15 protein-coding genes are annotated in these 13,093 nt (G+C 34.6%); 12 read left to right on the top strand and 3 right to left on the bottom strand.

Features of this window, described 5'->3' with window-relative positions; genetic code table 11:
• Positions 1–47 precede the first annotated feature (47 nt).
• Positions 48–1,016, bottom strand: a complete 969-nt coding sequence (locus H0173_RS02605) for a COX15/CtaA family protein (RefSeq protein ID WP_221844353.1) — start codon at positions 1,014–1,016, stop codon at positions 48–50.
• 611 nt (positions 1,017–1,627) lie between these two features.
• Here H0173_RS02605 and cyoE point away from each other — a divergent pair.
• The 7 genes from cyoE to H0173_RS02570 all read left to right on the top strand — a co-directional run bounded on the left by cyoE (position 1,628) and on the right by H0173_RS02570 (position 8,511).
• Positions 1,628–2,566: a heme o synthase gene (cyoE, locus tag H0173_RS02600; protein WP_221844352.1), complete on the top strand. Its 939-nt coding sequence runs from the start codon at positions 1,628–1,630 to the stop codon at positions 2,564–2,566.
• 220 nt (positions 2,567–2,786) lie between these two features.
• On the top strand, positions 2,787–3,860 hold the full coding sequence (gene coxB / locus H0173_RS02595; RefSeq protein ID WP_221844351.1) for a cytochrome c oxidase subunit II: 1,074 nt from the start codon (positions 2,787–2,789) through the stop codon (positions 3,858–3,860).
• A 23-nt stretch (positions 3,861–3,883) separates the two neighbouring features.
• Positions 3,884–5,770, top strand: a complete 1,887-nt coding sequence (gene ctaD, locus H0173_RS02590; protein WP_221844798.1) for a cytochrome c oxidase subunit I — start codon at positions 3,884–3,886, stop codon at positions 5,768–5,770.
• A complete protein-coding gene (locus H0173_RS02585; protein WP_221844350.1) occupies positions 5,770–6,399 on the top strand; it encodes a cytochrome (ubi)quinol oxidase subunit III in 630 nt (209 codons plus the stop codon). The genes ctaD and H0173_RS02585 overlap by 1 nt, the downstream gene beginning before the upstream one ends.
• A 4-nt stretch (positions 6,400–6,403) precedes the next feature.
• Positions 6,404–6,739 carry a cytochrome c oxidase subunit IVB gene (gene ctaF, locus H0173_RS02580; protein ID WP_221844349.1) on the top strand — a complete coding sequence of 112 codons (336 nt, stop codon included), beginning with the start codon at positions 6,404–6,406 and terminating at the stop codon, positions 6,737–6,739.
• A gap of 184 nt (positions 6,740–6,923) precedes the next feature.
• Positions 6,924–7,826 (top strand): cytochrome c oxidase assembly factor CtaG, encoded by a 903-nt coding sequence (ctaG, locus tag H0173_RS02575; RefSeq protein ID WP_221844348.1) that lies wholly within the window; start codon positions 6,924–6,926, stop codon positions 7,824–7,826.
• Between the two features lie 217 nt (positions 7,827–8,043).
• Positions 8,044–8,511 carry a DUF420 domain-containing protein gene (locus H0173_RS02570; protein WP_221844347.1) on the top strand — a complete coding sequence of 156 codons (468 nt, stop codon included), beginning with the start codon at positions 8,044–8,046 and terminating at the stop codon, positions 8,509–8,511.
• A 173-nt stretch (positions 8,512–8,684) separates the two neighbouring features.
• Here the strand turns inward: H0173_RS02570 and H0173_RS02565 are convergent, their stop codons facing one another.
• The gene (locus H0173_RS02565; RefSeq protein ID WP_221844346.1) at positions 8,685–9,044 is read right to left on the bottom strand and encodes a YugN family protein; all 360 of its coding nucleotides are present in this window, start codon (positions 9,042–9,044) and stop codon (positions 8,685–8,687) included.
• A gap of 221 nt (positions 9,045–9,265) precedes the next feature.
• Between H0173_RS02565 and H0173_RS02560 the strand changes: the two genes are divergently transcribed.
• The 3 genes from H0173_RS02560 to H0173_RS02550 all read left to right on the top strand — a co-directional run bounded on the left by H0173_RS02560 (position 9,266) and on the right by H0173_RS02550 (position 11,599).
• Positions 9,266–9,910: a LysM peptidoglycan-binding domain-containing protein gene (locus tag H0173_RS02560; RefSeq protein ID WP_221844345.1), complete on the top strand. Its 645-nt coding sequence runs from the start codon at positions 9,266–9,268 to the stop codon at positions 9,908–9,910.
• The gene (locus tag H0173_RS02555) at positions 9,911–10,342 is read left to right on the top strand and encodes a CBS domain-containing protein (RefSeq protein ID WP_221844344.1); all 432 of its coding nucleotides are present in this window, start codon (positions 9,911–9,913) and stop codon (positions 10,340–10,342) included.
• 231 nt (positions 10,343–10,573) lie between these two features.
• Positions 10,574–11,599 carry a CAP domain-containing protein gene (locus H0173_RS02550; RefSeq protein ID WP_221844343.1) on the top strand — a complete coding sequence of 342 codons (1,026 nt, stop codon included), beginning with the start codon at positions 10,574–10,576 and terminating at the stop codon, positions 11,597–11,599.
• 76 nt (positions 11,600–11,675) lie between these two features.
• On the opposite strand, the gene H0173_RS02545 is transcribed toward H0173_RS02550, so the two are convergent.
• Positions 11,676–12,032 (bottom strand): hypothetical protein, encoded by a 357-nt coding sequence (locus tag H0173_RS02545; protein ID WP_221844342.1) that lies wholly within the window; start codon positions 12,030–12,032, stop codon positions 11,676–11,678.
• A gap of 373 nt (positions 12,033–12,405) precedes the next feature.
• Here H0173_RS02545 and H0173_RS02540 point away from each other — a divergent pair, with 373 nt between their 5' ends.
• Both H0173_RS02540 and H0173_RS02535 read left to right on the top strand, forming a co-directional pair.
• Positions 12,406–12,810, top strand: a complete 405-nt coding sequence (locus H0173_RS02540; RefSeq protein ID WP_221844341.1) for a YlbD family protein — start codon at positions 12,406–12,408, stop codon at positions 12,808–12,810.
• Positions 12,811–12,826: 16 nt separating this feature from the next.
• On the top strand, positions 12,827–13,066 hold the full coding sequence (locus tag H0173_RS02535) for a YlbE-like family protein (protein WP_221844340.1): 240 nt from the start codon (positions 12,827–12,829) through the stop codon (positions 13,064–13,066).
• Positions 13,067–13,093: the final 27 nt, after the last annotated feature.

Genomic DNA, 13,093 nt, shown 5'->3' with positions numbered 1-13,093 from the left:
TAAAAAGAGCTGCGGTCAAAGACTGCAGCTCTTTTAGGTAGTTTTTGTTATTGAATTGTAACTGGAGGAGGCGTTGGCAGTTTATCATCTTCTGAAGCTTTTTTTAATGCTAAAGCATTCTTTTTACTCCGAGAAGTTAAAAGGATGAAATAACTTAAAACACCAAATAAACAAGAAATGAAGAAGGCGTGGGCAAGTGCGATATATAAATTTAATCTAGATAAGACTACGAATGCACCAGCTATAACCTGTAAAGAAACTAAAATAAAGGAAATAATCCAACCCCAGTATATAACTTTTTGATTTTTATAATGCTTTACTGCAAGATAGGTAATATAAGCAATCCACAGAAAAATGATGCCTGCTGCGGCCCTATGTCCCATTTGTACCCATTCATACATATTTTCAGGAAGTCCAAAGATGCTATTCGTACAGAGTGGCCAATCCTTACAAACTAAACTAGCATTAACATGCCGTACAAGAGCACCGGTGTAAACAACAATATAGCTGTAAATTGATACACCGATAATATGTTTTCTCATTCTATTATCAAGGATAATATTTTCAGCATTAAATTTCTTATCAACTTCAAAGATAAGGAGAGTCAGAAGCAGGACTGTTGCAAAAGAAATTAAAGAAATGCCAAAATGCAAGGCAAGTACAAAATCTGATTGTCCCCATTTAACTGCAGCCGCTCCAATTAAACCTTGAAGGACTAAAAAAAAGAAAGAAGTTATAGATAAAAACTTAGTTTCCCGAATATGTCCGATAGACCTCCAAGTCCAGACCGATAGGACAAGAACCATAATCCCGACAGAACCAGATACGACTCTATGCGCGAGTTCAATAATTAATTCAGGTGTAATGTCTTTCGGCAGTAATTCACCATTACATAGCGGCCAAGATCTTCCGCACCCCATTCCAGAATCTGTTTTTGTTACGAGTGCACCGCCTAATAATATTAATAACATTCCTATGGTGGTTAATACGGCGAACCATTTAAGTGATCGTCGCAAAGTGCTTCACCCTCTTCTAAATAATTCAATAATTTGTAATATGAGGTAGTTGACTAGTATAATTAATTTGTTTCTAAATAATAAATTTTCCGTATCTATCATATCTGATAATAAGATAAAAGAGAATAGAAATAGTACTGCCTTTACGAATACTACATGATTAATATTTTTATTACAATGATAAAAGGTATAATCATTGTACATATAGTGTAAATAATATGTACGTCAGTAAAATCTTACATAAAACATTTTTTTACATTATGTGAATATTTTATCAATGTTTTTTTAAAACATACTGATTATATTATGGCAGAAAAACAACAATTATTTAAGCAAAAATACTTGATGACACAAATTATTCATATTTTATTCGAAAAATATTCACAAAAAACTTTCAAAGTGTGATTTAATATACAAAGGAAGATGTTTAAATCCTGTTAAGTAATTTACAGTATTAAAACAATTATAATAGTAGAAAACTATTTAAATTGTCATCTTTTAGGAAAAGCTCTTCGTTTTTTATTACAAATATGGAATTGTTAGCTAGAATGTTTTATAGTAGGTTTAGTATCATTGCCGTATTTGTGATAAGGGATAAAGGAGGAAAGAATATGTCTAATTCGAGGGCCTTCATTGATGCTGGTATTGAGAACAGCGGTGGAAGCCTGGAAAATGATGTGCATAGGTCAACTGTATGGAAGGATTTCTTATCATTAATTAAAGTTGGAATTGTCAATTCTAATTTAATTACTACCTTCACTGGTTTATGGCTTGCACTGCACTTTACAGGTAAAGGATTTTTGCATAATTTGGATATTGTTCTTTATACTGTAATCGGATCATCGCTTATTATCGCTGGCTCATGTGCCCTTAATAACTATATAGACCGAGATATTGATCCTTTTATGGAAAGAACGAAGAATAGGCCAACTGTTACTGGAAGAGTTTCGCCAGCTAAAGTGGCGATATTAAGTTTCTTATTAATCGGTATAGGTACGGTATTGCTTTTACTAACTACTTTAACAGCTGCTTTAATTGGTTTAGTAGGGGTATTTAGCTATATTGTCTTATATACAATTTGGTCAAAACGAAGATATGTTTCAAATACTATTATTGGAAGTATATCAGGGGCTGTGCCTCCACTAATTGGGTGGGCAGCAGTAGATGCAAACCTGGATGTTATGGCGTGGGGCTTATTTTTAATCATGTTCTTCTGGCAGCCTCCTCATTTTTATGCGCTTGCCATGAGAAGATGTGAAGAATATCGCGCTGCAAATGTGCCAATGCTTCCGGTTGTAAAGGGATTTAAAAGAACAAAGACTTCAATATACTTATGGGTAGCAGGTTTATTGCCACTGCCATTCTTGCTTCCAGAACTAGGAATGCCATTTCTTATTCTTGCAACCATTTTAAATATAGGCTGGATTGCAACAGGAATATATGCTAGAAAATTTAAAGATGATATTAAATGGGCTACATTAATGTTTGTATACTCATTGCAATATCTGACTATTATGTTTGTAGCTATGGTAATTATCACACTTATTTAAATATAATAGGGCAGGGCACTAGTCAAAATAATGTTCTAATGCCCTAATCCTATTAATAAAAAAATATCGTAATATTGTTTAACAGTATTAAGGTATACTACATAAGAAACTTTGTTAGGAAATTCTTTCTTTTCCTAAGTATTTAGAAAGAATTTATTTATAATTTTTTCGATCAAACATTTCAAACAGAAATAATACGAAAGAGGGGTTTGATTAAAGTATGAAAAGGCTTGCAAAATGGCGTCTTGCTTCTTTAGTTGGGATTCTGACGCTCATTCTTTCTGCATGCGGCAAACCATATTTATCTGCTTTGCAGCCTGCAGGTGAAGTTGCACAAAAACAATATGATTTAATGGTGCTAAGTACTACAATTATGATCGGGGTAATCGCAATTGTAGCTCTGATTTTCATCATCGTTTTGGTAAGATTCCGTCGAAAAGACGATAAAATTCCGAAACAAGTAGAAGGAAGTCATGCATTAGAAATTATCTGGACAGTTATTCCAATATTATTGGTCTTTGTTCTTGCTATTCCAACTGTTTCAGCTACATTTAAGCTTGCTGATGTTGCAGATATGGATAAGAAGAACGAAGATGGAAAGACTGATGCTCTTGTTGTAAATGTTCGCGCCAACCTATACTGGTGGGAATTTGAATATCCGAACCAAGAGATTATTACAAGTCAGGATTTAATTGTTCCAACAGATGAAAAAGTATATTTTAACTTAATTGCTTCAGATGTTAAGCACTCTTTCTGGATTCCTTCTGCTGGAGGAAAGCTGGATACTAACGTAGACAACGTAAATAAATTCTGGCTAAAATTTGATGGTAAAAAAGCAGATGATGTAAATAACTTATTCTATGGAAAATGTGCTGAGCTTTGCGGACCATCACATGCACTAATGGACTTCAAAGTTAAGGCTCTTCCTCGTGCAGAATTTGATCAATGGGTAAGTAACATGCAAAGTGTTAAAGAGCCAATGAAGGCTACAACTGATTTAGCTCAAGCCGGTCAAGAAATCTTTAACCAAAGCTGTATTGGATGTCATGCTGTTACACCAGCTAACACAACACCAGAAGCAGCAAGACTAGCACCTAACCTAACTAATTTTGGTGAACGTGAAAGAATTGCTGGTATTTTACAACATACACCAGAAGACTTGAAAAATTGGTTATCTGATCCTGAAAAGTATAAGCCTGGTAACAAAATGACAGGTACTTATGGAGAGTTAACTCCAGAACAGCTTGATGCATTAACAGAGTATTTAATGGGGTTAAAAGTTCAGGGGAAATAGTGTAATTGCTAAAGGGAGGTAAAATTGTGAGTACCATTGCTCAAAAAAAGGGATTTGGGGCAGTTCTTTGGGATTATCTTACGACAGTAGACCATAAGAAAATTGCACACCTTTATCTTTTTGCAGGCGGATTCTTCTTTCTCCTTGGCGGGATAGAAGCTATGGTAATCCGTATTCAATTAATAAAACCAAACAATGATTTTGTAAGTGCTGGTTTATTCAATGAAATGCTGACTATGCACGGAACAACAATGATTTTCTTGGCGGCGATGCCACTCTTGCTAGGATTTATGAACGCGGTCATGCCTCTCCAAATTGGAGCACGTGACGTTGCTTTTCCTTTCATTAACTCGTTAGGATTTTGGTTATTTTTCTTTGGTGGAGTTTTCTTAAACCTTTCATGGTTTTTAGGAGGAGCTCCTGATGCTGGATGGACTTCATATGCATCATTATCACTTGCGTCTAAAGGACACGGTATTGATTTCTATGTACTAGGACTTCAAATATCCGGTTTCGGTACTTTGATGGGTGGTATTAACTTCCTAGTAACAATCATTAACATGCGCGCACCAGGAATGACTTATATGCGTATGCCAATGTTTACTTGGACGACTTTTGTTGCTTCATCTTTAATTTTATTTGCATTCCCTCCATTAACAGTAAGTATCTTTTTACTAATGTTTGACCGTATGTTTGGTTCAAATTTCTTTGATGCTTCAATGGGTGGAAATACAATTATTTGGGAACACTTCTTCTGGATTTTTGGACACCCGGAAGTTTATATCTTAATTTTACCGGCTTTCGGTATTTTCTCAGAGATCTTTGCAGTATTTGCAAGAAAACGTCTTTTCGGATATTCTTCAATGGTATTCGCAACAGTCCTAATTGGTTTCTTAGGATTCATGGTTTGGGCTCACCACATGTTTACAACTGGTTTAGGCCCAATTGCTAACGCAATCTTTGCTGTAGCAACAATGGCTATTGCTGTACCTACCGGAATTAAAATTTTTAACTGGTTATTTACTCTTTGGGGAGGAAGTATTAAATTTACAACTCCAATGCTGTATGCTGTTGCCTTTATTCCTTCTTTCTTAATGGGTGGGGTAACAGGTGTAATGCTGGGGGCTGCTGCAGCTGACTATCAGTATCATGATACGTATTTCGTAGTAGCTCACTTCCACTATGTAATTGTAGGTGGGGTAGTATTTGCTCTATTAGCTGGTACACATTTCTATTGGCCAAAAATGTTTGGAACAATGCTAAATGAATTCCTAGGAAAAATTACTTTCGTATTATTCTTCATTGGATTCCATTTAACATTCTTTATTCAGCATTTCTTAGGTCTATGGGGAATGCCGCGACGCATTTTCACTTTCCTTCCGGGTCAAGGACTTGAAACTGGAAACTTTGTAAGTTCTGTTGGAGCCTTCTTCATGGCTGCAGCTGTGATCATTATGTTAATTAACATTGTAACGACAAGTGTTAAAAACGAAAAAGTTGGAAATGACCCATGGGGTGACGGACGTACACTTGAATGGGCTATTGCTTCACCGCCGCCATTCTATAACTTTAAGCAATTACCGCTAGTTCGTGGTCTAGATGCTTATTGGATTGAAAAAATGGAAGGTAAAAAGGGTATGGTACCTGCTGAGCCGCTTGGTGATATCCATATGCCTAATAACTCATTTATTCCTTTCGTAATCTCACTTGGTCTTTTCATTGCAGCATTTGGTGCAATGTACCACGCAGATGAAGGAAATACTTGGGGTATCCCAGTTTTAATCGTTGGATTAGTGATTACTTTCGGTTCAATGCTTACTCGTTCATTAAAGGATGATCATGGATATCATATTCATAAAGAAGATTTAATGGATGATATGGATGATAATAATAAGGGGGTAAAGGCATAATGCATGCAGAAGAAAAAATGACATTAGAAAAATGGCCAGCTTCTCCTGAAATGCAAACCCTCGAGGGTAAAAATAAGTTTTTAGGGTTCTGGTTATTCCTAGGTGGAGAGACTGTTCTCTTCGCCTCCCTCTTTGCAACATATTTAGCTTTAAAAGACTCAGTACCTAGCAGCGACATGCCACTTGCTAAGGATCTATTTGAGATTCCGCTAGTATTTGCAATGACTATGATATTATTGACTAGTTCATTAACAAGTGTTTATGCAATGTACCATATGAAGAACTTTAACTTCAAGAAAATGCAAATATGGCTTGGAATTACAGTTCTTCTAGGATTGTCATTCTTAAGTTTAGAAATTTATGAGTTCAATCATTATGTTCATGAATTTGGTCATACGTTCACTAGTAGTGCATTTGGATCTGCGTTCTATACGTTAGTAGGATTCCATGGAGCTCACGTTGCTTTTGGACTTGGATGGATTATTTCATTAATGCTTCGTAACAGTAAGCGTGGATTAAACCTTTACAATGCACCTAAATTTTATGTAGCAAGTCTTTACTGGCACTTTATCGACGTTGTTTGGGTATTTATTTTTACAGTTGTATATTTAATGGGAATGGTGGGATAAACTGATGACAAATGAACAATTAAACTCAGGTAACCCTCGTGTAGACATTGAATATCGTCGTAAAAAGAATGCTGAAGAAATGAAACATCATATAATCTCATTCGCATTGATGATCTTCTTAACACTGGTTGCCTTCGTTGCTGTAGCCTATGAAGGATTTTCTGGATGGTTTATTGTTCCGTTTATTTTAATCCTTGCAGCTGTTCAGGTAATTTTTCAATTATACTATTTCATGCATATGAGTCATGAAGGTCATGAGGCACCTAAGTTATTCATGTATTCTGGAATGGTTGTTGGATTTGTTACGATTTTAACTTATATTACGATTATTTGGTGGTAAAAAAAGAGAGAAAATCGGCTTTCAGCCGGTTTTCTTTTTATGTAATCGAAATATTGGTAATATTGAATATTTTGAAGTCGCATGATTCACATGTATAATATAATTTGGTATGTTGATCGTTTTATGTTTAAGGATATTTCTTATTGGATCTTTTGTCAGTCAAAAAATAGAGGGGTGAATATGCATGGCATTACAAATATTTGGTTTTCGAGCATTATGGAGCCCATATTTTTTTATCTTTTTAGTTCTTGTACTTGTTGGATATTTTTTAATTACTATTAAATATAGAGAGAAGTTTTTAAATAGTGAGCCGCTTAAACTAGGGCAAGCTATAAATTTTTCAATAGCTATTCTTCTTTTATACATCATTAAAGGATCACCTATTGACTTAATGGGACATCTGATGTTTTACGCACATATGATCCAAATGGCTATCCTTTGTTTAGTTATTCCGAAATTTTTTATTACGGGAATTCCTCCATGGATTTGGCGTTCACTTCAAAAAAATTCTGCGTTTAAAAACATATTTAACTTTTTGACCAAACCTGTTGTAGCTCTAATATTGTTTAATGGGATATTCTCCATTTATCATATCCCTCTAGTATTTGATATTGTTAAGACAAGTTTTTTACTGCATGCAGCATATACAAGTCTTTTATTTGTTATGGCAATAATTTTTTGGTGGCCAATTGATAATAAATTAGATGAATATCAATCCTTAAGCGGGCTTAAAAAAGTAGGATATATTTTTGCCGCGAGTGCATTGCTATTACCTGCATGCGGGCTTATTATCTTTGCAAATGCACCATTATACAGCTCATTCTCTGACCCTGACGCATGGGCTAAATCATTAGAACTATGTGTACCTGCATCAACACTTTCAGGCTTAACCTTGAGCGGTCCAGAGATGTTTAGTTCTATTAGCCTTCTGAATGATCAGCAATTAGGCGGGATTATTATGAAAATGATTCAAGAAATTGTCTATGGTGTAACACTGGCACAGATTTTCTTTAGTTGGTACCGTAAAGAACAAGAAGAAACAGAAATTGAAAAACAACATTCCCTTAACCCTCAGACGATTGAATAATTCAAGCCTCATTCTGTTTGAATGAGGTTTTTTCTATATAAAAAATCACATTATATATATTAATATTTGAACAAATTAGCAACTTTGACGAAAATGCCTTTATCTGTGTTGATTATAAAGTGGAACTTTAATAGAATTAACTTTGTGCATCATACTTTTGTAAGGCTTTGCGGCCTGTTTATGGATTAAATAGAGAAAAAACAGAGAGGGAGTTATTATGATTTATTCGCTGCCGATTTTACCGACAATAAGTACGACATTCATTGTATTAAGTGCCATTACAGTAGCTATTGGATGGGGACAAATACGACAAAGAAAAATTGAAACTCATAAAAAGACAATGTTGTTAGCAGCTGTATTCGCAATTATATTCTTTATTATTTATGCAAGCAGAACGGTGTTTATAGGAAATACTGCGTTTGGCGGTCCAGCCAATATTAAAATATACTATACAATTTTTCTAATATTTCATATTACATTGGCAACTGTTGGTGCGGTGTTAGGAATTATTACGCTTATTACAGGGTATAAAAATAACTTGGCCAAACATCGAAAGATTGGACCTATTACAAGTATAATATGGTTTTTTACTGCCATAACAGGGGTGGCTGTCTATCTGTTATTGTATGTTTTTTATCATGGAGGGGAAACTACTTCTGTTATTAAAGCCATTTTAGGATTTTAATAAGTTCTTTAGAAATATGGAGTTAAGCCATATTTCTGCTTTTTTATAATGGCTGTGTTAAAGCAGAATTTTGAGTTATGCACTTGTTGATTGCAGCTGCAATCAACAGCCACGTTTAACAGAGTCTTCATAATAACAAAGGACGCATATATATTATGCGTCCTTTGTTATTATTATTTTGCAAACTTTCCAATCTCTTCATTAAGCTCAGTGAGAATTTTTTGACATTGGCTAACAAGTGATTTTGGAAATACTTCATCATCACCATATTCAACACCATGAGGATAATAATATTTTCCAAGTACTGGTGTCTTTAATTCAATAACTGCTCTTTTTGTGTCAATTTCGCCTTCAACTGTTTGACCGAAAACACGCAAATAGTAAATTCCTTCTTTTAGATCGAATTTGCGATCGTATGTAACTCTTTCGTAATCCCATTGACCTTCTCGTACAAGTCCTTTGGAAAGCATTACTTCATCTAGGCGAACGAGGTCCGCTTTCTTTTTTTCAATCCCCGTATTTTCAAACTTCATGTTTGTCCCTCCTAAAACAATCCATTGCTAGCTGTGTACAGCTATTTTAGATTAAATCTTCAATTACTATCCATGTCTAATAATAGTAGAAATAGACAGAAGATGCAATGTATACATATAAAGAATGCATATAAAATGGATTATTATTTATTAATTGTATGGGAAGCATTCTTTTTTTCGGAAATTTGGAGAATATAATATTGGGAAAAAGGAGGCTTTATATGAAAAGGTTATTTATATTTATTATTTCATTATGGATTTATATTTCTTCTGGATTAAATATTTATGCAGATACAATTTACACAGTTAAGCGCGGAGATACTTTATGGAAAATCGCTTTACATTTTGGAACTGGGCTTCGCCGAATTATTCAGCATAATCCTCAAATTTCAGATCCAAATATTATTTTCCCAGGTCAAATAATAACAATCCCCGGGGCATCAAGAAAAGATAACATCACTTCACTGTCCAGTCATGAAAAAGACCTTTTAGAGCTAATGAATAGAAAAAGACAAGATCATGGTTTGAAACCACTTATTTTAGATCTTTCTCTGGCAAAAGCCGCCCGAGAAAAATCGAATGACATGATGGAGTATCAGTATGTATCGCATATTTCCCCATCTTATGGGGATTCTATAAATATGTTGAAGACCTTTAGGATTCCGTTTAATAAGGTCAAAGAAAGCATTGGTGCAGGATACGGATCTCCTGAAGAGATTTTTTCTTTATGGATGAATTCAACTGAAAACCAGTCAAACATGTTAGATAATCTGTCTACTCATATAGGTATTGGGTATGTAACAGGCGGCTTGCATGGCCATTATTGGACAATTTTGATTATTCAAAGAAACGAAGGAGGAAGTTAAATGGATAAAATCCGTGATATTATGACTGATGAAGTTGATAGCTGTTCCTTGTTAGATAACGTTTATGAAGTGGCTGTAAAGATGAAGGAATTAAATGTTGGTGCTATACCTATTGTTGACAATGACAAATTAGTGGGCATGATTACAGATAGGGATATTGTGTTGCGCTGTGTAGCAGAGAAAAATCCTCCATCTTCAAAGGTTGAAGAAATTATGAGTAAAGATTTAATAACTGTCACAAAAGAAATGGACGCTCATGAAGCAGCAAACTTAATGGCTAAGCATCAGGTTAGGCGTTTACCGGTTGTTGAAGGAGAGAAATTAGTAGGAATTATTTCTTTAGGTGATTTTGCTGTCCATCATTTAACAGATCAAAAAGCTGGGGAAGCTTTATCTGAGATTTCAGAACAAAACAATGTAATCCAGCATTAAAGAACAGAACACCGATTGTGGTGTTCTTTATTATTTCAAGAATATTTTAATGATTAATTAGGAATTAAGGCATGGTTAAAATTTATTAGAATTTTCTGCCCTTTCTATTAAAAAGAATGTAAATGATGATATACTAATATTAAGAAGTTATCATATACATATATAAAATAATAGAAAGGAGACAAGCCTCTGAGGACCCTTATTCGAATACTAATTATTATTGCCGCTCTATTGGCGATAGGACTATATTTTAATCATGAATCAGATGAAAAAGATAAGATCTTATTAAATGAAGTTAGTACTCAGCCAAAAGTTGACTATGATTTAGGTGAGTCAGATTCTGATGCTTCCTCTGGTCTGGAGAAGCCAAATGAAGGTCTAATTAGTTTGCTTGGCAAGCCTTCCAACGAAGTAATTAATCTATATGGCAAACCACTTAGAGTGGATCCTTCATTATACGGGTACGAGTGGTGGATTTATCCTATTAATTATCAAAAATATATTCAGGCTGGCATAAAAGATAATAAAATTGTCACCATTTATGCGACAGGTTCTGAAGCTCCAATAATGCCATTTAAAATTGGCCAGCCAGTAGCAGAAATTTATTCTTCCAATATTTTTGATTCAACTATTAACCTTGAGTATAACAATAGTTCGTATAAATTTGAGCTGTCAGAAGATGATTTGAATACTCGTCCACTTGTTTTGATAGGAGATATTTATGCCCAGCTCTATTTGGACAAGTTTAGCGGTACCCTTTCAAGCATTAGACTTATAGATGCAGAAACATTAATTAAACAGCATCCATATGAAATGGTTTATCGAGGTGAACTGCTAGAATCAGATGAAGACTCAATCGTAAATGAAGAAGAAGTGGAAAGAGGAAAGGAAAGACAAATATTTGATATAACGAATGTATTTCGTATTCGTAATAAGCTGAATCCATTAGAATGGGATGAACAGACAGCTCAAGTGGCTCTTGCGCATAGTAAGGATATGTATGATAGCCAGCAATTCTCCCATATTTCTGAAGAATTTGGAGATTTGGCTGCTCGATTGGAAGCTGGGAATGTTTTCTACCAAATGGCCGGTGAAAATATTGCAGCTAATTATATGGATGCTCCAGCTGTAGTTGAAGGCTGGCTAAATAGTAAGGGACACAGGGAAAGTCTGTTAAATGAACATTTTACTCATTTAGGCGTTGGGGTATTTAAGAAACATTATACACAAAATTTTATTGAAAAGTGGCAGGAATAAGCAATTATAATATTTTTATTACAAGAAAGAGCTTGGTCTTATGTACAAGCTCTTTTATGCAGTTAGGCAGAACTCTTTACTTTATTATTTCAATTCTGGCCACAAGAAAATAATCTTCTTTCCAATTTCCAAATACACGGATGTTTTCTCCTTGTTGTAATTGAGGCAATTTCTGTTCACCATCAATTGGAATCATTTTCTTAACATCCCAAACGGATTGTCCAGATTGTATTTTAATATCAATTACATAAACAAAGCGGTTGTGGGAAAATCTTTGTCTGCTTTCTCGAACATTCATAACCCTACCTGATATTATTGCCTCTTCGGGTATATTTTTTAGCTGAATCCATTTTTCATGGCTTTCACGCATTTCCTTTTTTGTGATCCAGTAAAAATAAATACAGATGATTGGAATAACAATGGCAGTAACCATGTGAACACCACCTATTTATTTTTCTTAATAATAAAAAAGCTGCCTGGAGACTGTGCCATTTTCTTTCCGTCTGAACGAAGTACGTCAGCGGAAATAACCATCGTTTTAGAACCCTTATGATGCTTTTTTTGAAAACCGTGCAAAACACCCTTTAATGTTTCTAGCTCCTCTAATGTAGCATTATTTAGCTAGTCCTCTAACATTTCTCTTACTTGATTCTTCATTGCAATTCACCTTTGGAGTAAGTTCTGTAACCATATTACCATTTTTAGATAATCATTTATATTTAGAAATTATTTGGTTATTTCACCTTTTATCAAATATTACATACACTATGATAGGCATTTGTAACAAACCGAGGTGAAAGGCACAAATGACTAAAAAAGAGCTTCATCCAACAGTTGTGCAATTTAAGGAATTTGTTAAAAAAAATCCAAAGATTGTTCTAGAGGTTCGTGAGGGCAGGTCATCCTGGCAGGAATTATATGAAGATTGGTACTTATTAGGTGAAGAAGATTCAAAATGGGAATCATTCCGATCGGATGCTCAGCCTGAAAATAAAACAGAAGAGAAGAAGACGGATTGGATGTCCAATATTTTTAATTCAGTTAAGAGAATGGATCCAAACCAAGTTCAAGGATATATTACGAACCTCAATCAAGCTTTAGCAGCAATTCAAGGAGTGATTTCTCAATTTCAAGGTAGTAGTAATCCGGGACAAAAGCCAAGTAATGTAAACCAGCCTCCTTCAAACCCATTTACGTTTAAAAAAGATTAGCTAAAAGGGGAAAGATATGAGAAAAGACATAGTTGATTATGTGAGTCAAAACAGAGAAATACAGCAATTCATAAGACAGCAGCCTGTTTGGTATCGGCGGTTATCCAGGAATCCACATGATCTACAGGCGTTGGAGATCGCTGCGCTGCATCATTATCAAAAGACAATCCCACATAAAGTTGAAAAATTTACAAATGGTGTACAAATGGCCTCAATGATGATGAGTATGTTTCAGGCGATGAAATCTCAAACATAATCAAAAGCTTTCTTTTTTACAAAGAAG

The organism is Bacillus sp. S/N-304-OC-R1 (assembly GCF_019749375.1).
Classification (GTDB): domain Bacteria; phylum Bacillota; class Bacilli; order Bacillales; family Cytobacillaceae; genus Cytobacillus.
The sequence above is the reverse complement of the archived record's forward strand: the minus strand, read 5'-3'. Positions and strand labels throughout refer to the sequence as shown.

Bases quoted from the DNA above. Each gene is read 5' to 3' on its own strand.
- cyoE (WP_221844352.1), top strand. From the start codon at position 1,628: ATGTCTAATTCGAGGGCCTTCATTGATGCTGGTATTGAGAACAGCGGT.
- coxB (WP_221844351.1), top strand. From the start codon at position 2,787: ATGAAAAGGCTTGCAAAATGGCGTCTTGCTTCTTTAGTTGGGATTCTG.
- H0173_RS02585 (WP_221844350.1), top strand. From the start codon at position 5,770: ATGCATGCAGAAGAAAAAATGACATTAGAAAAATGGCCAGCTTCTCCT.
- ctaF (WP_221844349.1), top strand. From the start codon at position 6,404: ATGACAAATGAACAATTAAACTCAGGTAACCCTCGTGTAGACATTGAA.
- ctaG (WP_221844348.1), top strand. From the start codon at position 6,924: ATGGCATTACAAATATTTGGTTTTCGAGCATTATGGAGCCCATATTTT.
- H0173_RS02570 (WP_221844347.1), top strand. From the start codon at position 8,044: ATGATTTATTCGCTGCCGATTTTACCGACAATAAGTACGACATTCATT.
- H0173_RS02565 (WP_221844346.1), bottom strand. From the start codon at position 9,044: ATGAAGTTTGAAAATACGGGGATTGAAAAAAAGAAAGCGGACCTCGTT.
- H0173_RS02560 (WP_221844345.1), top strand. From the start codon at position 9,266: ATGAAAAGGTTATTTATATTTATTATTTCATTATGGATTTATATTTCT.
- H0173_RS02555 (WP_221844344.1), top strand. From the start codon at position 9,911: ATGGATAAAATCCGTGATATTATGACTGATGAAGTTGATAGCTGTTCC.
- H0173_RS02545 (WP_221844342.1), bottom strand. From the start codon at position 12,032: ATGGTTACTGCCATTGTTATTCCAATCATCTGTATTTATTTTTACTGG.
- H0173_RS02540 (WP_221844341.1), top strand. From the start codon at position 12,406: ATGACTAAAAAAGAGCTTCATCCAACAGTTGTGCAATTTAAGGAATTT.
- H0173_RS02535 (WP_221844340.1), top strand. From the start codon at position 12,827: ATGAGAAAAGACATAGTTGATTATGTGAGTCAAAACAGAGAAATACAG.